Below are 19,011 nucleotides of genomic sequence, written 5' to 3'. Positions count from 1 at the left end.
GGATGCGCTTGTATTGGCGGGCCGGGATCTCTCCGCGAGCCGGTCCGGCATCCCTTCCGTTTCGCAAGGCGGCATCGATCGGCCTCGTGACGCGCTCCGCGAGGCGGCCGTGACCTCTGCCGCGGGCCATGGCGTGCGGCGGTTGCGGGGGATCTCGGGCGAAATTCCGGCGCCCAGGCGGATGGCGGGCGGCAAGCGTCTGGCAACCGGAAAGATTGCGTCCTTCACCGCCGCATCTACACTGGGCGAAAAGCGGCAGCATCGCCGCGACCATCGGACTTCCTGCGAGTTCGAGAGGGCCTGGGAGAGATGGAATGGATCAACCGACACTGCGCTCGCGCGCGCCGGCCCCCTTGGCCTCGGAAGGGTTCGGCTCGCCGGGCTACAGGGCCTATGTCCTTGGCGCGCTGCTCGTCGTCTACATCTTCAACTTCATCGACCGCACGATCATCAACATCCTGACCGAGCCGATCAAGCTCAGTTTCGCGCTCGAGGACTGGCAGATGGGGCTGCTCGGCGGGCCGGCCTTCGCCGTGCTCTACACCTTACTCGGCATCCCGATCGCCCGGGGCGCGGAAAGGTTCAACCGGGTCCTCATCATCGCGGGCGCCGTTGCCCTGTGGAGCCTGTTCACCGCGCTGTGCGGTCTTGCGACGTCCTTCCTCGTCCTGTTTCTCTTCCGGATCGGCGTGAGCATCGGCGAGGCCGGGTGCACGCCGCCGGCGCAATCGCTCATCGCCGACTATTTCAAGCCTTCGCGCCGCGCCACGGCGGTCTCGATCTATGCCCTCGGCGTGCCGCTCGGCGGGATGCTCGCATCCATCTTCGGCGGACAGCTTGCCGGCATGGACGGCGCGCAGTTCGGGGCGTGGATCGACGGGCTGGGCCTGGGGTTCCTGTTCGGAAGCCCCGACTGGTCGCGGTTCGAAGGATGGCGCGTCGCCTTCATCGCGGTCGGCCTGCCCGGTCTGCTGCTCTCGCTCATCGTGTGGCGCTCGGTCAAGGAGCCGCCGCGCGGCTACACCGATCCGGCCGCGCTGCAGGGGCTCGCCAAGGCCAGTTTCCGCGAGGTCATCGGCGTCCTCGTCGCAAAGCCCGCCTATCGGCACGTGGTCATCGGGGCGACCCTTGCCTCCTTCGTCGGTTACGGGGTCGGCCAGTTCACGACCTCCTTCCTGATCCGCACGCACGGCCTTTCGATCGAGACGGCCTCGCTGCTGTTCGGCATCATCCTCGGGGTGATGGCCGCGATCGGGGTGTTCGGTTCGGGCTGGCTCGCGGACCGGATGTCGGGCCGGTATCCCAAGGCGCTGGCATGGCTGCCGGCCCTCGGCATGGCGGCGAGCGTTCCGCTCTACGCGTTCGGGTTTCTGGTCGACGATCTCTGGCTGGCGATGCCCCCGCTGATGATCGCCGCCACGATCCACTATTTCTATCTGGGTCCGATGTATGCCGTCTCCGGCGGGGTGGTGGACAGCCGGATGCGCGCGACGTCTGTCGCGATCACGCTCTTCGTGGTCAACCTGCTCGGCTACGGGCTCGGTCCGCCGCTGATCGGGATACTCTCGACCTTCCTCAAGACGATGTTCCTGAGCGGCGAGGGCCTGGGGATCACGCTCGACACCTGCCGGGCGCTCCTCGCGCTCGGTCCGGACGCACGAGGCCTGCTCGAAGCGGGCGAGGCGCGCGCTCTCGCCGCCTGCGCCGATGCAGAGGCGCGGGGCCTGCAATGGTCGATCGTCATATTCGTGACCGGCTATGGCTGGGCCGCGCTGCATTACCTTCTCGCGGGCCGGACCCTGCTCAAGGACATGGTCGCCACTTCGACACCATAGGCCCGGCTCCTTCAGCGCAAGCGACTCTCGCCGAAGGCCCACCGGCAATGCCACGGAACTTGGCGCGGCCCCCGCGGCACGCTAGGCGAGCGCGTCACCCCCGCCCAAGCCGCGAGCACCCCTGCGCCCATGCCGACCACCCGTCTCTTCCAGCTGCTCTTCTGGGCGGCGCTCGTGTTCGCCTTCGTCATGGCGACGCTGCCGCAGGCGCCCGCCCTGCCGGGGAATCCGGGCGACAAGGTCCAGCACGTCATCGCCTTCCTCGTGCTCACCAGCCTCGCCGCGCTGGCCTATCCGCGGCTCGGACTGGTCGTCATCTTCGTCGGCCTTGCGCTGTTCGGCGCCGCGATCGAGCTGGTGCAGGCCATTCCGGAGCTCGGGCGCACGCCGAGCTGGCTCGACTGGTTCGCCGATGTCGCGGCGGTGGCCGCCGTCGTGCTGGTCGCGGGCGTGGTCCGGTACTGGCGCGGGAGCCCGGACGCCCGATCCTGACGGCCGGGGCGGGCGGCCCGCCGGTCCGGTGGAATGCCGAGCGGTTCCCGGACGGACCGCGTCCCCGCGATCACCGGGCGAACCGGAATCCGGTGCGCGCGCCGAACGCCCTGCTGCCCGGACCGACCGGAAACCAGCCGCGTCCAGCCACCGGACAAGACAGGCGCCGCGACGCCTTCCCCGCAGCCGTCAATCCCTACCAGTCATAGACCCTGCCAGTCATAGGCCCTACCAGTCATAGGCCTTGGGCAGCGAGCCTTCATTTCCGTCATCATAGCGATCGAGCAGGCGGCTCTGGTGGTTTTCGAGCGGTTGCTCGACCCCGCCGATATAGACGCGGGTCGGGATCGATCCGACTTCGAGCGGGTCGCCGTCCCAGATCACGACATCGCCGAGCGCTCCGGCCTTGAGAACGCCGGCCATCCCGCCCATCCCGCTGATCTCGGCCGGGACCGAGCTGATCGCGGCGAAGGCTTCGCCCCAGCTGAGCCCCGAAGCGCCGGGCACCTTCGTCAGGGCGACGAGGTTGCCGGCCACCTGCGTCAGCCGGCGTGCGTGGTTGAGGCCCGATGCGTTGATCGCCACGGTCACTCCGGCGCGTTTCATGCGTCCGATATTGCTCTGTGTCGCGGCGAGCTGCTCGAAGGTCGAGGGCAGGTCGTCGAGCCCGTCGGCGATCACGGGAACGCCCGCCTGCGCTATTTCGTCGGCCACGAGCCAGCCTTCGCTCGCGCCGACGAGCACGAGGTCGAGATCCGCGAATTCGCTCTTGAGCGCAAGCGCCGCGCGAATGTCAGCGGCGCGTTCGGCGTGGACGTAAAGCGGCTGCGCGCCGGTGACGACATCGCGCAGCGCCTCGACATCGAAAGAGCTCAGGAGAACATCGCCCCCGCGCCCGATATCCTGCGTGCGGGGCGTGTCGCGCCGATCCCTGCTCGCCTCGCGCAGCGCGGCGCGCAAGAGCGTATGGGTCGCCGCCCGGCTGCCGCCCGCAATCGCCCCGCCGCGTTCGCCAAGCTCGACCATCTGGAAGGCGTTGGCCTTCATCACCGGAGACCTGTCGCTGTCGAGATCGATGATCGCGCCCTGCCCCGAAAAGATCGAGGCCGAGGGCAAGGTCGAGGTCGCGGCGCGGGTGATCCCGGCCGCGCGATGGACCAGGACGTGCTGCGCTTCGGGATTGACGATCGGCGCCGTTTCGAGCGCGGCGCTGAACGGGGCCCCGCCCGCGCGCTGGTCGTTGGATTCGCCGACCGCGCCGACATCCCAGATGCCGAGCGTGGTGACGGTGGCGAACAGGCCGGGGGTCACCCAGGCACCGCCCGCGTCCATGCTTTCGATATCGCCGGGCGCGGCCACGTCGGCCCCCGCGGCGACGACCTTGCCCCCGCGCACGACGACCGTGCCGTTCTCGATCGGCTCGCTGCCGTCGCCCAGCACGACCCTGGCATTGGTGATGACGATGTCCTGCGCGCCCGCCGGGCTGGCGGCCAGGGCGAGGACGGAGGCGGCAAGCGCGAGAAGCGGCTTCATTTCACGTCTCCCTCGCCGGGCTGGCCAAGCTCGAAATCGCTCACCGGGCGGCGTTTGCGATCCATCATGTCGAACATCAGGGCACCATCGATCCAGACTTTCTCCGGCCGCGAATAGACGCTGAGCGGATCGCCGTTCCAGAGCACCACATCGGCCATCTTCCCCGGCTCGAGGCTGCCGGTCATCGCGTCGATCCCCATCGCCTTGGCCGCGTTCAGCGTGATCCAGCCGATCGCGGTCGCATCGGGGATGTCGAGGCCCAGCCGGTTGCCCGCGGCCTGCGCCTTGGCGGCTTCCTGGTTGAGGCGCTGGATATCGTTTTCGTCGTCGGAATGGATGACCACGCACGCGCCCGCCTTGTGGAGCAGCGCCGCGTTTTCGAGGATACCGTCATAGGCTTCCATCTTGAAGCCGTACCAGTCCGCCCAGATCGCGCTGCAGACATCGTTTTCGCGCAGCAGATCGCCGATCTTGTAGCTTTCGACCGCGTGGTGGAAGGCGGCGACCCTGTATCCCATCTCCTTCGCCATATCCATGACGAGCGCCATCTCGTCCGCGCGATAGCAATGGTTGTGGACGAGGATTTCGCCCCTGAGCACCCCCGCCAGCGTTTCCATGCCGAGATCGCGCCCGGCGTCCTCGTCGTTGGCGTAGTCGATGGCGTCGAGCCAGGTCTGGCGGGCGACGGCGAGATTGCCCATCCGGGTCGAGGGCTTGCGCCCTCTTGATCCGTACACACGCTTGGGATTCTCGCCGCAGGCCATCTTGAAGCCGTAGGGCGCGCCGGGAAACTTCATTTCCTGCACCGTGCGCGCCGGCACGTTCTTGAGCGTCGCCGATCGTCCGCCCATCAGGTTGGCCGAACCGGGAAGGACCTGAAGGGCGGTGACCCCGCCATTGGCGAGCGCCCGCGAAAAGCCCGGATCCTGCGGCCAGACCGAATGCTCGGCCCAGACATCGGGCGTGGTGGGAGCGGTCGCCTCGTTGCCGTCGCTGTGCGCGTCGACCGAGGGGCTGGGATAATCGCCGAGATGCGAGTGGATGTCGATGATGCCCGGCGTCACGAACTTGTCCGTGCCATCGAGCACCCTGTAGCCTTCGGTGGACAGGGTCGCGTCGCCCACGGCCACGATCTTTCCGTCGCGGAAAAGCACCGTGCCGTCGTCGATCCGGTTCCCCGCGCCGTCATATATGGTCGCCCCGACCAGCGCCGTCGCCACCCCCGGATAGGGCTTGTAGGTGGAAGGATAGGGCCCTTCGGCCTCGCTCATCGCGGCCAGTTCGGGCCGTTCGGCTTCGGCCGCGCCGTCTCCTGCATTAGCCATCCCGGTCGTCGCACAGGCGGTCAGCGCGAGGGCCGATGCCAGCGTGCCTGAAACCAGGCCGAATGCCTTGCGACCAACGCCTGTGCCGGCCTTGCGAGAATTCACGATTATCATTCAGATTGTTCTCCGCGTTTCGAGCGCGGGCAAGGTTTGGCGGCCCCCAAGCCCGATGTCCATCCCGTTTGACGAAAACGGGCGTCCGAAGCAATGGTCGCCCCGGCCTCGCGAGCCGATGCGCGGCGTTCGGGAAGGCTCGGGCGACGCGAGGGTCCGCATCGCCCTGTTCGCATGGCGGCGTGTCACCCGTGATCCGCGCGGAGCTTTCCGGGGATTGTGGAGCGGGTAGCGGGAATCGAACCCGCCTGGCCAGCTTGGAAGGCTGGAGCATTACCACTATGCTATACCCGCAGGCGCTGCTCGGCAGGGGGCCGCAATGCCACCGAAAGCGCGCGCAGGTCAACGCCGATTCTGCGCGCGGATGCCGGGGCGTTCAGCCGGGCCGCGCGTTCACCGCCATGTTGTCGATCAGCCGCGTGCCGCCGATGCGCGCGGCGACGAGCACGCGGGCGGGCGCGTCGCCCAGCGCGTCGAGCGGGGCGAGCGAGGCGGCATCGACGAGCGTGACGTAATCGGGCGCCTCGAACCCGGCCGCGACCAGCCGCCCGCCCAGGGCTGCCAGCGTCTCGCGCACCGGCTCGCCCGCCTCGATCGCGGCCACGCCTTCGCCGAGGGCGGCGGGCAGGGTCGCGGCGGCTGCGCGCTGGCCGGGGGAGAGATAGCGGTTGCGGCTCGACATCGCGAGCCCGTCGGCCTCGCGCACGGTCGGCACGCCGATGATGGCGTCCGCGTGCGGGCGGGCAAGGTCGAGATCGCGCGCCATGGTGCGGATGACGGCGAGCTGCTGGTAGTCCTTCTCGCCGAAGAAGGCCATGTCCGGCCGGACCTGGTGGAAGAGCTTGGCCACCACGGTCGCGACCCCGTCGAAATGGCCGGGCCGGGCGGCGCCGCACAGCCCCTCGCTCACGCCCTTCACCGAAATGACCGTCGCGAAGCCCGCGGGGTACATCACCTCCACCGCGGGCGCCCAGAGCAGGGCGACCCCTTCCGCCTCGAGCATGGCGGTGTCTTCGGCGAGCTGGCGGGGATAGGCGGCAAGGTCCTCGTTGGGGCCGAACTGGGCAGGGTTGACGAAGATCGAGACGACCACGCGGTCGCACGATTCCCGCGCGCGGCGGACCAGCGCGAGATGGCCTTCGTGCAGCGCGCCCATGGTCGGGACGAAGCCGATGGTGGCGCCGCCCTCTTGCAGCGCGGCGAGCGCCTTTCTCAACACATCGAGCGTGCTTGCGATTTGCACCCGTTCCCCTCCGCCGGTAGACTTTGCATGGTTACTGGTTCCTTGATCCCCTAAGCACCCGCCGGCCCGCTTCACAAGCCGGGCCGCGCGGAAAGGGGCGAAGGGCGCACGAAGGGAAGCACCGCCGCCATGTCTGACGAAACCTCCGACCGGAACGCTGCCGCGGCCGACAGGCCCGCGCATCGGATCGTCTTCGCCAACGAAAAGGGCGGCACGGGCAAGTCGACCACGGCGGTCCACGTCGCGGTCGCGCTCGCCTATCTCGGTGCGCGGGTGACGATCCTCGACCTCGATCCGCGTCAGCGCACCTCCTTTCGCTACATGGAGAACCGCGTTCGCACGATGGAGCTGCGCGGTCTCACCCTGCCGACCCCGGCCTGCCGGGTGTTCACCGGGGACAGCGTCGAGAAACTGCTGAGGACCTTCGCCCGGATCGAACGGGACTGCGATTACCTGATCGTCGACAATCCGGGCCGCGACGATCCGTTCGTGCGCGCCGCGGTGGAGAACGCCGACACGCTGGTGACGCCGCTCAACGACAGCTTCGTCGATTTCGACCTCATCGGACAGGTCGACGGGGAAACCTTCAAGGTGAGGAAGCTCTCCTTCTTCGCCGAGCTCGTGTGGGAGGCGCGGATGCGCCGCAGCCGGGCGACGATCGAACAGCAGCGCCCCGAAATGGACTGGATCGTGGTCAGGAACCGCACCGGCCATGTCGAGGCGCGCAACCGCGCCCGGATCGAGAAGGCGCTCGCGGAAATGTCGCGCCGGGTCGGTTTCCGCGTGACGCGGGGCCTGTCGGAACGGGTGATCTACCGCGAGCTGTTTCCCTCGGGGCTCACCCTGCTCGACAAGGGGCAGCTGGGCGAACTCGGCACGAGCCACCTCGTCGCGCGGCAGGAACTGCGCGCGCTGGTGAAGATGCTGAACCTGCCCGAACGCGAATCGCTCGCGCCCCGGCTGGAGCTCGCCTGAGGCGATGATCAAGGCGGCGATCATACTCCTGCTGGCGGTGGTGGTGTGGCGCTGGGCGCTGGGGAGCTGGCCGTGGGAGGCGCTGTTCGCGCGGCCCGGGCGCGAGCGGGAACTGGCGCGGGCGCGGCACCTGCTCGGCGTGAGCAGGCGGGCGCGCAGGGAAGAGATCGTCGCCGCGCACAAGCGGCTGCTCGCCCGGGTCCATCCCGATCGCGGCGGCTCCTCGGCCGAGGTGCACGAGGCGAACGAGGCGCGCGACCTGCTGCTGGCGGATCTTTCGGACGGGCCGGACGAAGGCCGCAGCGGCGCGGTCCGCAAGGGCGGCGACCGCAGCTGATCGCATCGGACCGGCCCGCCCGGACCTGCCCGGCCCGGCCAAGCGAGGCGAGGCGAGGCGAGGGGCTGCCTCGCTCCGGCGGCTTTGCGCGCGCGGCCAATCGCGGTATTGACACAAATCGCGTCCAAGGCCGCACGGAGCGCGCGCGCAGGGGCGCTGCACGGGGGGAAACAAGCGGGCTTTCATCGCTTGAACAAGGGCGATGCGCGCGGATCTCTCCCCCGCGCGAGACGGACGAACGCGGCCCCCCCCGGCGGCCGCCAGCAAGAGGGCGGAAAAGAACCCGATCATGACCCATAGATTCGATGCAAGCGTGCTGCGCGAATACGACATTCGCGGAATCATCGGCGAAACCCTCGGCCCCGACGACGCGCGGGCGATCGGGCGCTCCTTTGCGACCCTGCTGCGCGAGGCGGGAGGCAGGACTGTCGCGGTCGGCTATGACGGGCGGGTGAGTTCGCCCATGTTGGAGCACGCGCTGTGCGAAGGGCTGACCTCGGGCGGGTGCAATGCCGTGCGGATCGGGCTGGGGCCGACGCCGATGCTCTATTACGCCGAAGCCTCAAGCGAGGAGATAGATGGCGGCATTCAGGTAACCGGCAGCCACAATCCCCCCAATTACAACGGCTTCAAGATGGTATTTCAGGGGCGCCCGTTCTTCGGGGCCGACATCCAGAAGCTCGGGAAAATCGCGGAAGAGGGGGTCTGGTCCAGCGGCGCGGGGGAAGTGTCCGAACGCGACGTCATGGGCGAGTATGTCGAGCGCCTTCTCGAAGGCCTCTCCGGGATCGAGATCGACAAACTCGCCGGCCTCAAGGTCGGCTGGGACGCGGGTAATGGCGCGGCCGGCCCAGCTCTCGAAAGGCTGGTCGAGAAACTGCCCGGAGAGCATCATCTTCTCTACACGCAAGTCGATGGACATTTTCCCAACCACCATCCCGATCCGACCGTGGAGGCGAACCTGGCCGATCTGCGCGCGCTCGTCGCGGAGAACACGCTCGATTTCGGAGTGGCATTCGACGGCGACGGCGACCGCATCGGCGCGATCGACGGAACGGGTAGGGTGATCTGGGGCGACCAGCTGCTGATGATCTACGCCGAGGACCTGCTCGCCCGGCGCCCCGACAGCGCGGCGCCCGCGACGATCATCGCCGACGTGAAGGCGAGCCGCGCGCTGTTCGACCATGTCGAACGGCACGGCGGGGTGCCGCTGATGTGGAAGACCGGCCATTCGCTGATCAAGTCCAAAATGAAGGAAACGGGTGCGCCGCTCGCGGGAGAGATGAGCGGGCACGTCTTCTTCGCCGACGACTATTACGGGTTCGACGACGCGCTCTACGCCGGGGTGCGCCTGCTCGCGGCCTCGGCCCGACTCGGCAAATCGGTGACGGAGCTGCGCGCGGCCATGCCCGCCATGCTCAACACGCCGGAAATGCGTTTCCAGGTCGACGAGAGCCGCAAGTTCGCCGCCATTGCCGAGGTATCGGAGCGGCTCAGGACCGATCCCGGGCCGGAGGTCGAGGACGTCAACGCGACCGATGGCGTGCGGGTGACGACGAGGGACGGCTGGTGGTTGCTGCGCGCCTCGAACACGCAGGACGTGCTGGTCGCGCGCGCCGAAAGCGAGACCGAGGAAGGGCTCGCGCGGCTGATGGCGCAGATCGACGAACAGCTCGCGCTCTCGGGCCTCGAACGCGGGGAAGGCGTCGCGCACTGAGCTTGGAGGGAGCGGCCAAGGCGCGGATGATGAAGGCAGCGGTCCGCGCGTCGCAAGCGGACGCCGCCGAAACCCACCGCGCCCAAGCCGGCCGGGCCGCGATACAGGAAGGGCCCCGCCGCGCGGACGGAGCCCTTCCCGGATAGCCGGCCCGCCTTACTTGCGGTCGGTCGCGGTCCTGGTGTTGCGGTTGTCGTTCTGCATGTCCTCGTCGCTCTCGGCGATGCGCAGATTGTTCTGGACGTGCTTCACGCCCGAGATTTCCCCGACGCAGTCCTCCGCCTCGCGCTTTTCCGAACGGCTCCAGACGTGGCCGTCGAGCGTGATCTCGTTGTCCTTGGCGGTGACGCTGATCTGGCGCGCGTCGATCCGCGGGTCGTGGGTGAGACGCTCGCAGGCATCCTCCAGCAGCCGCTCGTTCGAGCGCGAGTAATTGGCCGGGCCTCTCCCGCGATGGTCCTCGCGCTTGTCCCACCGGCGGCGGCGTTCGGCATCGTCATCGCCGAACCAGCTCGACACCTCGTCGCCGGCCTTGTCGACGAAGCCGCGGTCGCGCTCGCGCTCGCGGTAGCGTTCGCCGCCGTAGCCGCGCCCGCCCCCATAGCCGCGCCCGCCGTAGCCGCGATCGTCGTAATCATCATGGTAGGTGCGCCAGGTGTAGCCGCGCGGGTCGTAATCGTCGTGGTAGTCGGAGCCGCCGTAATCGTCGTAGCCGCGCGCGCGCCCGCGGCCCTGCATCGGAGGGACGGGGTCCGGGTTGCGACGGCCCGAGCGGCCGCCGCCGACGCGGTTATGGCGTTCAGCGCCCCATTCGCGGCCCTCCATCGTGCCCCAGCGGGCATCGTCGTCGGTGCGCGCCCGCAGCCGGTCGCGGTCCTGCGGATAGCTGCGAACATCGTCGCGGTCGTAGCGGCTGCGGCCGAGGTCGCCTTCGTAGGGATCCACGAAGCGGCCATAGCCGCGCTCGCGCGAGCCGTAGTGGTCGCTGCCTTCGCCATACTGGCCGTCGTCGCGGGCTTCGAACTGGTCGTGCTGCGTGTCGCGGTGCCGATGGCGCGGCTGGTCGTTGTATTGATCGGCCATGATGAATCTCCTCCAAGGCTGCCCTTGCGGAGCCCCCGGCCGGACGGGCAGCATCCCCGCCGGGTGCGTCTTCGCGGATTCGGAGCCGCGAAGACATTGGAAAAACGCACGGCGGCAGCGGCAAGGTCCACGATCCGGCGCTTTCGCGACGCGGCTGGGCGAAAGTCGAAAGACGGTAACATATGTTGGAAAATGGTGATCGGGACAGGCGGTGCATTGCGTGCGACAGCGGCGGGATTCGCGTGCTTGACGCCGGCGCGCGCGTCGCGGCCCGGCCTTGCGAGGCCTTTCGCGAAGGCGCGCCGCGATGAATGCCGAGCCCGCCGTTCCCGCCGCCGTGCCGGGCGAGATCGCGGACTGGTTCGCGGGCCGCGGCTGGCGCATCCGGCGCCACCAGCTCGAAATGCTGGAAAAGGCCCGCGCGGGGCGCGACGCGCTGCTCGTTGCCGATACGGGGGCGGGCAAGACGCTCGCCGGGTTCCTGCCGACCCTGTGCGATTTCGCCCCCTCCGCGCTCGCGGGCAAGGCGCCACCCGGCGGCCTGCACACGCTCTATGTCTCGCCGCTGAAGGCGCTGGCCCATGACGTGAAGCGCAACCTTCTGATCCCGGTCGAGGAAATGGGCCTGCCCTTGCGGGTCGAGACGCGTTCGGGCGACACCTCCTCCGATGCCAAGAAGCGCCAGCGCCAAGCGCCGCCGCACGTCCTGCTGACGACGCCCGAGAGCCTGTCGCTGCTGCTGTCCTACCCCGAAAGCCTCGACCTGTTCGAAGGCTTGCAGCGGATCGTCATCGACGAGATCCACGCCTTCGCCACCGGCAAGCGCGGCGACCTGCTTGCGCTCGCCCTCGCGCGGCTCCACGGGATCGCCCCCGGGGCGAGGCGCGCCGCGCTGTCGGCGACGCTGGCGAACCCGCTCGCCTTTCGCGAATGGCTCGCGCCCCAGGCCGACGACGGGACGGGCGAGATCCGCGCCGCCGATCTCGTGCTGGGCGAAAAGGGCGCCGAGCCCGATGTCGAGATCCTGCTGCCGATCGAGGAGCGCGTGCCCTGGGGCGGCCATGCCGGGCGCTGGGCGGTGGGCCAGCTCTACGAGGCGATCAAGGCGAACCGCACCACGCTCGTCTTCACCAACACGCGCTTCCTCGCCGAGTTCATCTTTCAATGCCTGTGGGAGGCGAACGAGGATCACCTGCCCATCGGCGTCCACCACGGCAGCCTGTCCAAGGAAGCGCGCCGCCGGGTCGAGGACGCGATGGCGGCGGGGGAATTGCGCGCGCTGGTGTGCACGGCCAGCCTCGATCTCGGCGTCGACTGGGGCGATATCGACCTCGTGGTGCAGATGGGCGCGCCCAAGGGTTCCTCGCGCCTGCTCCAGCGGATCGGGCGGGCGGGCCACCGGCTCGACACGCGGAGCCGGGCGGTGCTGGTGCCGGGCAACCGCTTCGAATTCCTCGAGGCGATGGCGGCGAAGGACGCCGTGGACGAAGGCCAGCGCGACGGCGAGGAGTTCCGCCCGGGCGGGCTCGACGTGCTCGCCCAGCACGTCATGGCCTGCGCCTGCGCGGGGCCGTTCCACGAGGACGCATTGCTCGCCGAAATCCGCACCTCGCTGGCCTATGCCTGGCTCGGCCGGGAGGAATTCGCGCGCGTCCTCTCCTTCGTCGAAAGCGGGGGCTACGCGCTCAAGGCCTATGACAGGTTCAAGCGCATCGTGCGCGGCAGGGACGGCACGTGGCGGCTCGCCCACGCGCAGCAGGCCCAGCGCCACCGGATGAACGCCGGGATCATCGTCGATTCCGAGATGCTCACCGTGCGCTTCCGCAACGGGCGCAGCCTCGGCAAGGTCGAGGAACGCTTTGCCGCGCAACTTGCCGCCGGGGACACCTTCTTCTTCGCCGGGATGAGCCTCGAGGTCGAAAGCGTGAAGGACATGGATGTGATCGTGCGCGCGGCGAAGAAGAGCGCCACCATCCCCTCCTATGGCGGGCTGCGCCTGCCGCTCACCACCCACCTGGCGGAGCGGGTGCAGGCCATGCTGACCGACCGCGCGGGGTGGAGCCGCTTTCCCGACGACGTGCGCGAATGGCTCGAGATGCAGGATTATCGCAGCCGGCTTCCGGCGCCGGGCGAATTGCTGGTCGAAAGCTTCCCCCACGCGGGCAAGCATTACAGCGCCTATTACACCTTCGAAGGCTGGAACGCGAACCAGAGCCTGGGGATGCTGATCACGCGGCGGATGGAGGATCGGGGCCTGTTGCCGGGGGGCTTCGTCGCGAATGATTACTGCCTCGCCGTGTGGGGGCTGAAGCCGGTCAGGGATCCCGCGCCCCTTCTTTCGCCCGATATCCTCACGCACGAATTCACCCAGTGGGTGACCGAAAGCCACCTGCTGCGCCGCGCCTTTCGCGAAGTGGCGGTGATCTCGGGCCTCGTCGAGCGGCAGCATCCCGGGCGTAAGAAGACCGGCAAGCAGGTGACCTTTTCGACCGATCTCATCTACGACGTTCTGCGGAAATACGAGCCGGACCACGTGCTGCTGGAGGCGGCATGGGCCGATGCGCGGGCGCGGATGACCGACGTGGGGCGATTGGCGGACCTGCTGGAGCGGTCGGAGCGTGAACTGGTCCATGTCGAACTCGACCGCGTCAGCCCGCTCGCCGTGCCGGTAATGACGATGATCGGGCGCGAGGCCGTGCCGCAGGGTGCGGTCGACGACGAATTGCTGATCGAGGCCGAGGCGCTGGTCGCCGAAGCGATGCGGATCGCGCCCGGGGAAGGCAGGCGCGAGGGGCCGGAGCGCGAGGAGGTTGAGTGACGCCCCAACGAAAAGGGGCGACACCCTCTCGGATGCCGCCCCCTTGGACTTTCGCTTATGATCGCAACGTTACTGCTGGCCGCCCGCGGCGGGGCCGCCGGTGCCGAAGCTGCGGTACTTCTCGTTGCCGACGAAGCCGAACTTGGTCACGCCCGACTGCTTGATGATCCGCAGCACCTGGGCCGAGATCTCGTAGCTCGCCAGCGCCTCGGGCTCGAACTGGAGTTCGGGCTCGGGGTCTATGCCGGTCGTCTCCTGCAGCGTCGTCACCAGCTCGCCCTGGGTGATCGGCGTGCCGTTCCACAGGATCTGGTCCTGCTGGTTCAGCACCAGCTTGTTCTTCACCGGGTCGATGTCGAGCTCGCTCGGCGGCGGATCGCCCTGCGGCAGGTCGATGTCGACCGAGTGCGTGGCGATCGGGATGGTGATGATGAACATGATCAGCAGAACGAGCAGCACGTCGATCAGCGGCGTCATGTTCATGTCGAGCATCGGTTCGCCGTCGAGCTGGCCTCCGGTCATACCCATGTCAGTTTACTCCTTGATGCGCGTTCGGGCGGCGATCAGCCGGCCGGATCGACCGGGTTCGAGATGAAGCCCACGGTCGGGTAGCCCGCCGCCTGCACGTTGTAGATCGTCCCCGCCACGCAGCGCCACGGGGCGTTGACGTCGCCGCGGATGTGGACCTGCGGGATCGCGTCGGGATCCTGCATGACCGCTTCCGGACCGCCCGCGCGGGTGACGATCCGGTCCAGCCGGTTGAAGGCCCGGTCGTAGAGCTCTTCCGAAGAGACGGGGGTGATGTTGTTGAAATAGACCCGGCAATCGCCCGTGCGCGATGCGCCTGCGAAGCCCGGCTCGCCCGCGCTGCGGCCGGCCTGGTCGGTGGTGCTGACGGTGAGCAGCAGGTTTTCCACCTTGTCCTTCGATTCGGTCGCCTCGAAGATCGGGATCTCCAGCTTCTCGATCGTCTGGATCGCCACCGGGACCGCGATGAGGAAGATGATCAGGAGCACCAGCATCACGTCCACCAGCGGCGTGGTGTTGATGTCGGACATCGGGGTTTCCCCGCCTCCCATCGAAATCGCCATTGTGAATTCCTACCCTTGAGAATGGTCTTGCGACGGGCCGCTTGATGGCTTCCCGGCCCTCTCGCGCCGTTCGGCCTGACCTGTCTGGCCGGGGGTGGGGAAAACCCCCGCTCCGGCCGGTTTACCGGGCGGACGGGGAGCGCCGCTCCCCGCCCGCTTCGGTAAATGGCGCTTACTTCGAGCCGGCCTTCACGCCGCCCGCGGTGGTGGCGGTGGTGCCGGCGTTCTTCGCAGCGGGCTTCGCGCCGCTGGTCTTGGCCGGAGCCGCCGTCACGGCGGGCTTCACCGCGCCGTCCGACGAGATGTAGGCGAGGATGTCGGTCGAGAAGCTGTTGAGCAGCTCGGCGATGCGGCGGTTGCGCGACTGCAGCCAGTTGAACGCGAGCACCGCGGGCACCGCGACCAGCAGGCCGATCGCGGTCATGATCAGCGCTTCGCCGACCGGGCCGGCGACCTTGTCGATCGAGGCGCTCCCGGCGATGCCGATGTTGATGAGCGCGCGGTAGATCCCGATCACGGTGCCGAGCAGGCCGACGAACGGCGCGGTCGCGCCGACCGAGGCGAGGAACGGCAGGCCGCCGGCGAGGCTCGAATTGATCGAGTCTTCCGAACGCTGCAGCGAGCCGTGCATGTAGTCATGCGCCTCGAGGCTGTCGGTCATCTTGGAATGGCGCTCCTGCGCGACGATCGCGTCGTCGGCGATCTGGCGCCAGGCGCTGTTCTTCTCGAGCTTGGCGGCGCCTTCCTTGAGGCTGGAGGCACGCCAGAACTGGCTCTGCACCTGCTTGTACTGCTTCATCACCCGGTTCTGTTCGAACAGCTTGGTGAACAGGATGTAGAACGAGCCGACGCTCATGATGACCATGACCGCGAGGATCGACCAGGCGACGGGGCCGCCCTCTTCCATCGCTTTCATGAAGCCGAATTCGTTTTTCGGCGCTTCGGCGGCTGCGGCCGCGAGAATGTAAAGGTTCATTGCGAAAAGTCCTCTTGAAAAAAGTGTCCCGAATGGTCGCTCGGGCCGGGCGGGCCCTCGCTCCCCTCACGCGTTACTACCTGATCTGATAGGTGATCCGGGTGGCCCAGCTGCCGGTTGTCGGATCGCCCGCATCGTTCAGCGCCGGTTCGAACCGGGCATAGCGCTGGAGCGAACGGCAGGCGGCATCGTCGAGAATGCTCGAGCCGCTCGAGGCGGTCACCGAACAGGCGGAGACCCGCCCGTTGGCGCCGACCGTGACGCGAACGCCGACGGTGCCTTCTTCCTCCTGGCGCAGGGCGCGCGAAGGATAGTCCTCGATGATCCGGCGCACCCAGCGGCTCTGGTTGCGGGGCTGCACGCCGCGAGCCTGCGAAGGCGGCGCCGGCGGCGCCGCGGGTGCGGGCGGCGGCAGAGTCAGTGCCGGCGGCGACGGCGGGGGAATTTCCCGCTGCGTGCGGATCTGCGGCGGCTGCGGCGCGATGTTGATCGGCGGCGGCGGCGCGACCGGCGGAGGCGGCGCGGTTTCCTGCTGCGGCTCCTCGGGCGGCGGTTCGTCCGGCTCCTCCGGCGGGGGCGGCGGCTCTTCCACGTTGAACGTATCGACCCGCTCGATGATCTTCTTGGCCGCCGAAATGGCGAGACCAGAGATCAGCAGGTAACCGACCGCCACATGGATAAGCGCGACGATAACAATGGAAACAGCCTTGTTTCCACTCATCTGTTGGTCAGCGTAAGCCATCCAGTCGCTTTCTCTCCATCACTACTGCCGACAGATTGCCGACACACTCGTTCGCCCCCCCGGTAAAGCAGGCCGAGGCGCGAAATCCCAAATATAGGTCCTCCCATGCCGGGAGCGGCTTGCCCCGCTGACGAAGTCAGACCTGACCCGGCTGGCCATGCAAGAACCGTCAGATACTCCCGCCTGCGGTTTTCGTGCACGACACGTTTGCTGCCCCGGCTTTGGTCCCCAACCCCGGCGCAGGCCTTGCGGGCTTTAACGACTGGTCCCTAGGGGATCAAACGCTTTATCGGTTCAGGGCGGATTCACGGCCACGATCCTGATAAGGATGCCGTGAAGGGGGAGCCCGTTGAGCGGCCCCGTGCGAGCCGCCGAGAGGACACATCATGATGCGCTTTAACCTCGTATTAACAAATGAAAACAGGCTTTTGCGCGGGCTCCGCGGCGGCGCGGCCGCACTGGGCCTGGCGCTGGCGGCGGCGGGCGGGGCGGCGCTGGCCCAGGACCGTGCCGCAGCGGGACAGGCCGCGGCCGCGCCGGCGCAGGAGGGTCCGACCTACGCCGATCTCGTCACCCTGGCCGAGGCGAGCGAGCTTATCATCCGCGCGCGGATTCGGGACCAGGTCACGGTCCCGCCCGAACGCGCGCCCGGCCTCGCGCCCGGATTCGTGCGGCTTTACCTCGAAGGCGAGGCGCAGGCCCTGCTCGGCGGGGGGAGCGGGGTGCGCGAATCGCTCGCCTGGCTGGCGGACGTGGAACCCAATGCGAAGGGCAAGCCGCCGAAACTCGCCAAAACCGAGGTCCTGCTGTTCGCCGAGTCGGTCGCGGGCAGGCCGGGGACGATCGTGCTCGTCGATGAGGCGGGCCAGTTCGCCTGGACCCGGCAGCTGGAGGAGCGCGTGCGCGGCGTGCTGCGCGAACTCGTCGCCGCCGACGCCCCGCCGCGGGTCACGGGGGTGGCCGATGCGCTGTCGGTGCGCGGCAATCTCGCGGGCGAATCCGAAACGCAGATATTCCTCGAGACGACCGGCGATTCGCCCGCCTCGATCAGCGTGCTGCGCCGGCCGGGGCAGCCGCCGGCGTGGGGGGTGTCCTGGGGCGAGATCATCGATTCCGCCGCCCGCCGGCCCGAGCCGGACACGCTGCAATGGTACCGCCTCGCCTGCGCCCTGCCGGCGGAATTGCCGAGCAGCGCCAATCTCGCGCGCGATCCCGCGGCGCGCGCGCTGGCCGAGGAGGACTACGCGCTGGTCCGGGCGGAGCTCGGCGAATGCGGGCGCAGGGTCACCGAGGCGCGCTGACGCCGCCCAGCAACCGCTTGACGGCAGGCGCGGCGCGGCTAGGTGCGCGTCAAGACCCCTCGCAGCCGCAGCAGGAACCTTGCCCGTGCCCGACAGCCAGACCGATCCGCTCCGCATCGCCCCCCTGAGGATCGCGATCGCCGGGCTCGGCACGGTCGGCGCGGGGGTGATCCGGCTGCTCGACACGAACCGCGACCTGATCGCCGCGCGCGCCGGGCGCCCGATCGAAGTGACCGCGGTGAGCGCGCGCGACCGGACGAAGGACCGCGGCGTCGATATCGCCCCCTTCGCGTGGGAAGACGACATGACCGCGCTCGCCGCGCGCGCGGACGTTGACGTGGTGGTCGAACTGGTCGGCGGGGCGGACGGCCCGGCGCTCGCCCTGTCGCGCGCGGCGCTGAAGGGCGGCAAGGGTCTCGTCACCGCGAACAAGGCGATGATCGCGCATCACGGCCTCGCCCTCGCCGAGGCGGCGGAGGCGGCGAAGGTCGCGCTCAAGTTCGAGGCGGCGGTCGCGGGCGGCATCCCGGTGGTGAAGGGCCTGCGCGAAGGGACCAGCGCCAATGCGCTGACCAAGGTCTACGGCATTCTCAACGGGACCTGCAATTACATCCTCTCGGAAATGGAGGAAACCGGCGCCGATTTCGCCGAGACGCTCGCCGAGGCGCAAAGGCTGGGCTATGCCGAGGCCGATCCCAGCTTCGACATCGACGGGGTGGACGCGGCGCACAAGCTCGCGATCCTGTCCGCGATCGGGTTCGGCGCGCGGGTCGATTTCGCTTCGGTCAGGGTCAGCGGCATCCGCCCGATCCGCGCGGCCGACATCGCGCAGGCCGATGCGCTGGGCTTCGTCATCCGGCTGATCGGGGAAGCCGACGTCGAGGAAGGGGAGAACGGCCCCTGCCTGCTCCAGCGCGTGCGGCCCTGCCTCGTCCACAAGGACCACCCGCTCGCTCCCGTCGACGGGCCGACCAACGCGGTGGTGGCCGAGGGCAATTTCTCCGGCCGCCTGCTGTTCCAGGGCGCGGGCGCGGGCGACGGGCCGACCGCTTCGGCCGTGGTCGCCGACCTCATCGACATCGCCCGCAGCGAGGTTTCCGCGCCCTTTTCGATCCCCGTCGCGCGCCTTGCCGCCCTGCCGCCGGCCGAACCCGGCCACCGGACCGAGCGCACCTATATCCGCTTCACCGTCAACGACCGGCCCGGCGTGCTGGCCGAGATCACCGCGGCGATGCGCGATGCCGACGTTTCGATCGAAAGCCTGATCCAGCACGGCCGCTCGCGCGAGGGGGGCGAGGTGCTGGTGGCGATGGTGACGCACGAGGGGCCGGAACGCTGCGTGACGAAGGCCCTCGAACTGCTCGAAGGGTCCGACAGCCTGACCGATGCGCCGCTGGTGCTGCCGATCCTGCGGGATTGAGACCTCCCC

The 19,011-nt window shown here is 68.8% G+C and carries 16 protein-coding genes and 1 tRNA gene; 8 read left to right on the top strand and 9 right to left on the bottom strand.

Going from position 1 to position 19,011, the window contains the following annotated elements:
- Nucleotides 1–314: 314 nt before the first annotated feature.
- Nucleotides 315–1,835, top strand: a complete 1,521-nt coding sequence (locus BLU08_RS09765; RefSeq protein WP_090198898.1) for an MFS transporter — start codon at nucleotides 315–317, stop codon at nucleotides 1,833–1,835.
- Nucleotides 1,836–1,964: 129 nt separating this feature from the next.
- Nucleotides 1,965–2,327 (top strand): hypothetical protein, encoded by a 363-nt coding sequence (locus tag BLU08_RS09760; RefSeq protein ID WP_090198895.1) that lies wholly within the window; start codon nucleotides 1,965–1,967, stop codon nucleotides 2,325–2,327.
- A gap of 228 nt (nucleotides 2,328–2,555) precedes the next feature.
- On the opposite strand, the gene BLU08_RS09755 is transcribed toward BLU08_RS09760, so the two are convergent.
- From BLU08_RS09755 to panC, 4 genes are all read right to left on the bottom strand, one after another.
- Nucleotides 2,556–3,860 (bottom strand): amidohydrolase, encoded by a 1,305-nt coding sequence (locus BLU08_RS09755; RefSeq protein ID WP_090198890.1) that lies wholly within the window; start codon nucleotides 3,858–3,860, stop codon nucleotides 2,556–2,558.
- Nucleotides 3,857–5,131 carry an amidohydrolase gene (locus BLU08_RS09750; protein ID WP_369816844.1) on the bottom strand — a complete coding sequence of 425 codons (1,275 nt, stop codon included), beginning with the start codon at nucleotides 5,129–5,131 and terminating at the stop codon, nucleotides 3,857–3,859. The genes BLU08_RS09755 and BLU08_RS09750 overlap by 4 nt, the downstream gene beginning before the upstream one ends.
- Before the next feature lie 388 nt (nucleotides 5,132–5,519).
- A tRNA-Gly gene (locus BLU08_RS09745) sits at nucleotides 5,520–5,593 on the bottom strand.
- Nucleotides 5,594–5,675: 82 nt separating this feature from the next.
- Entirely contained in the window at nucleotides 5,676–6,542 is an 867-nt protein-coding gene (gene panC, locus BLU08_RS09740) for a pantoate--beta-alanine ligase (protein ID WP_233995929.1), read from the bottom strand.
- A 129-nt stretch (nucleotides 6,543–6,671) separates the two neighbouring features.
- Here panC and BLU08_RS09735 point away from each other — a divergent pair, with 129 nt between their 5' ends.
- The 3 genes from BLU08_RS09735 (at nucleotide 6,672) to pgmG (ending at nucleotide 9,571) form a co-directional block, all read left to right on the top strand.
- Nucleotides 6,672–7,517, top strand: a complete 846-nt coding sequence (locus BLU08_RS09735; protein WP_090198887.1) for a division plane positioning ATPase MipZ — start codon at nucleotides 6,672–6,674, stop codon at nucleotides 7,515–7,517.
- Nucleotides 7,518–7,521: 4 nt separating this feature from the next.
- A complete protein-coding gene (locus BLU08_RS09730) occupies nucleotides 7,522–7,854 on the top strand; it encodes a molecular chaperone DnaJ (RefSeq protein WP_090198885.1) in 333 nt (110 codons plus the stop codon).
- 289 nt (nucleotides 7,855–8,143) lie between these two features.
- Nucleotides 8,144–9,571, top strand: a complete 1,428-nt coding sequence (gene pgmG / locus BLU08_RS09725) for a phosphoglucomutase/phosphomannomutase PgmG (protein ID WP_090198883.1) — start codon at nucleotides 8,144–8,146, stop codon at nucleotides 9,569–9,571.
- A 156-nt stretch (nucleotides 9,572–9,727) separates the two neighbouring features.
- Here the strand turns inward: pgmG and BLU08_RS09720 are convergent, their stop codons facing one another.
- Nucleotides 9,728–10,654 (bottom strand): BON domain-containing protein, encoded by a 927-nt coding sequence (locus BLU08_RS09720; RefSeq protein ID WP_197676857.1) that lies wholly within the window; start codon nucleotides 10,652–10,654, stop codon nucleotides 9,728–9,730.
- Between the two features lie 307 nt (nucleotides 10,655–10,961).
- On the opposite strand from BLU08_RS09720, the gene BLU08_RS09715 reads away from it, so the two are divergent.
- On the top strand, nucleotides 10,962–13,472 hold the full coding sequence (locus BLU08_RS09715) for a ligase-associated DNA damage response DEXH box helicase (RefSeq protein ID WP_090198877.1): 2,511 nt from the start codon (nucleotides 10,962–10,964) through the stop codon (nucleotides 13,470–13,472).
- Nucleotides 13,473–13,541: 69 nt separating this feature from the next.
- On the opposite strand, the gene BLU08_RS09710 is transcribed toward BLU08_RS09715, so the two are convergent.
- From BLU08_RS09710 to BLU08_RS09695, 4 genes are all read right to left on the bottom strand, one after another.
- Entirely contained in the window at nucleotides 13,542–14,000 is a 459-nt protein-coding gene (locus BLU08_RS09710) for a biopolymer transporter ExbD (RefSeq protein WP_090198874.1), read from the bottom strand.
- 35 nt (nucleotides 14,001–14,035) lie between these two features.
- Nucleotides 14,036–14,563, bottom strand: a complete 528-nt coding sequence (locus BLU08_RS09705; RefSeq protein ID WP_172801016.1) for a biopolymer transporter ExbD — start codon at nucleotides 14,561–14,563, stop codon at nucleotides 14,036–14,038.
- Nucleotides 14,564–14,735: 172 nt separating this feature from the next.
- Nucleotides 14,736–15,539: a MotA/TolQ/ExbB proton channel family protein gene (locus BLU08_RS09700; RefSeq protein WP_090198871.1), complete on the bottom strand. Its 804-nt coding sequence runs from the start codon at nucleotides 15,537–15,539 to the stop codon at nucleotides 14,736–14,738.
- A gap of 76 nt (nucleotides 15,540–15,615) precedes the next feature.
- On the bottom strand, nucleotides 15,616–16,281 hold the full coding sequence (locus BLU08_RS09695) for an energy transducer TonB (RefSeq protein WP_172801015.1): 666 nt from the start codon (nucleotides 16,279–16,281) through the stop codon (nucleotides 15,616–15,618).
- A gap of 428 nt (nucleotides 16,282–16,709) precedes the next feature.
- Here BLU08_RS09695 and BLU08_RS09690 point away from each other — a divergent pair, with 428 nt between their 5' ends.
- Complete coding sequence (locus BLU08_RS09690) at nucleotides 16,710–17,582, top strand: hypothetical protein (RefSeq protein WP_090198866.1); 873 nt, start codon at nucleotides 16,710–16,712, stop codon at nucleotides 17,580–17,582.
- An 85-nt stretch (nucleotides 17,583–17,667) separates the two neighbouring features.
- Nucleotides 17,668–19,002, top strand: coding sequence for a homoserine dehydrogenase (locus tag BLU08_RS09685; RefSeq protein ID WP_233995928.1), 1,335 nt, complete (start codon nucleotides 17,668–17,670; stop codon nucleotides 19,000–19,002).
- Nucleotides 19,003–19,011 lie beyond the last annotated feature (9 nt).

The sequence above is a fragment of the Erythrobacter sp. HL-111 genome (assembly GCF_900105095.1).
Classification (GTDB): Bacteria; Pseudomonadota; Alphaproteobacteria; order Sphingomonadales; family Sphingomonadaceae; genus Erythrobacter.
The sequence above is the reverse complement of the archived record's forward strand: the minus strand, read 5'-3'. Positions and strand labels throughout refer to the sequence as shown.

Coding starts and splice junctions, on each gene's coding strand:
- BLU08_RS09765 (WP_090198898.1), top strand. CDS start 315: ATGGATCAACCGACACTGCGCTCGCGCGCGCCGGCCCCCTTGGCCTCG.
- BLU08_RS09760 (WP_090198895.1), top strand. CDS start 1,965: ATGCCGACCACCCGTCTCTTCCAGCTGCTCTTCTGGGCGGCGCTCGTG.
- BLU08_RS09755 (WP_090198890.1), bottom strand. CDS start 3,860: ATGAAGCCGCTTCTCGCGCTTGCCGCCTCCGTCCTCGCCCTGGCCGCC.
- BLU08_RS09750 (WP_369816844.1), bottom strand. CDS start 5,131: ATGAGCGAGGCCGAAGGGCCCTATCCTTCCACCTACAAGCCCTATCCG.
- BLU08_RS09735 (WP_090198887.1), top strand. CDS start 6,672: ATGTCTGACGAAACCTCCGACCGGAACGCTGCCGCGGCCGACAGGCCC.
- BLU08_RS09730 (WP_090198885.1), top strand. CDS start 7,522: ATGATCAAGGCGGCGATCATACTCCTGCTGGCGGTGGTGGTGTGGCGC.
- pgmG (WP_090198883.1), top strand. CDS start 8,144: ATGACCCATAGATTCGATGCAAGCGTGCTGCGCGAATACGACATTCGC.
- BLU08_RS09720 (WP_197676857.1), bottom strand. CDS start 10,654: ATGGCCGATCAATACAACGACCAGCCGCGCCATCGGCACCGCGACACG.
- BLU08_RS09715 (WP_090198877.1), top strand. CDS start 10,962: ATGAATGCCGAGCCCGCCGTTCCCGCCGCCGTGCCGGGCGAGATCGCG.
- BLU08_RS09710 (WP_090198874.1), bottom strand. CDS start 14,000: ATGGGTATGACCGGAGGCCAGCTCGACGGCGAACCGATGCTCGACATG.
- BLU08_RS09705 (WP_172801016.1), bottom strand. CDS start 14,563: ATGGCGATTTCGATGGGAGGCGGGGAAACCCCGATGTCCGACATCAAC.
- BLU08_RS09700 (WP_090198871.1), bottom strand. CDS start 15,539: ATGAACCTTTACATTCTCGCGGCCGCAGCCGCCGAAGCGCCGAAAAAC.
- BLU08_RS09695 (WP_172801015.1), bottom strand. CDS start 16,281: ATGGCTTACGCTGACCAACAGATGAGTGGAAACAAGGCTGTTTCCATT.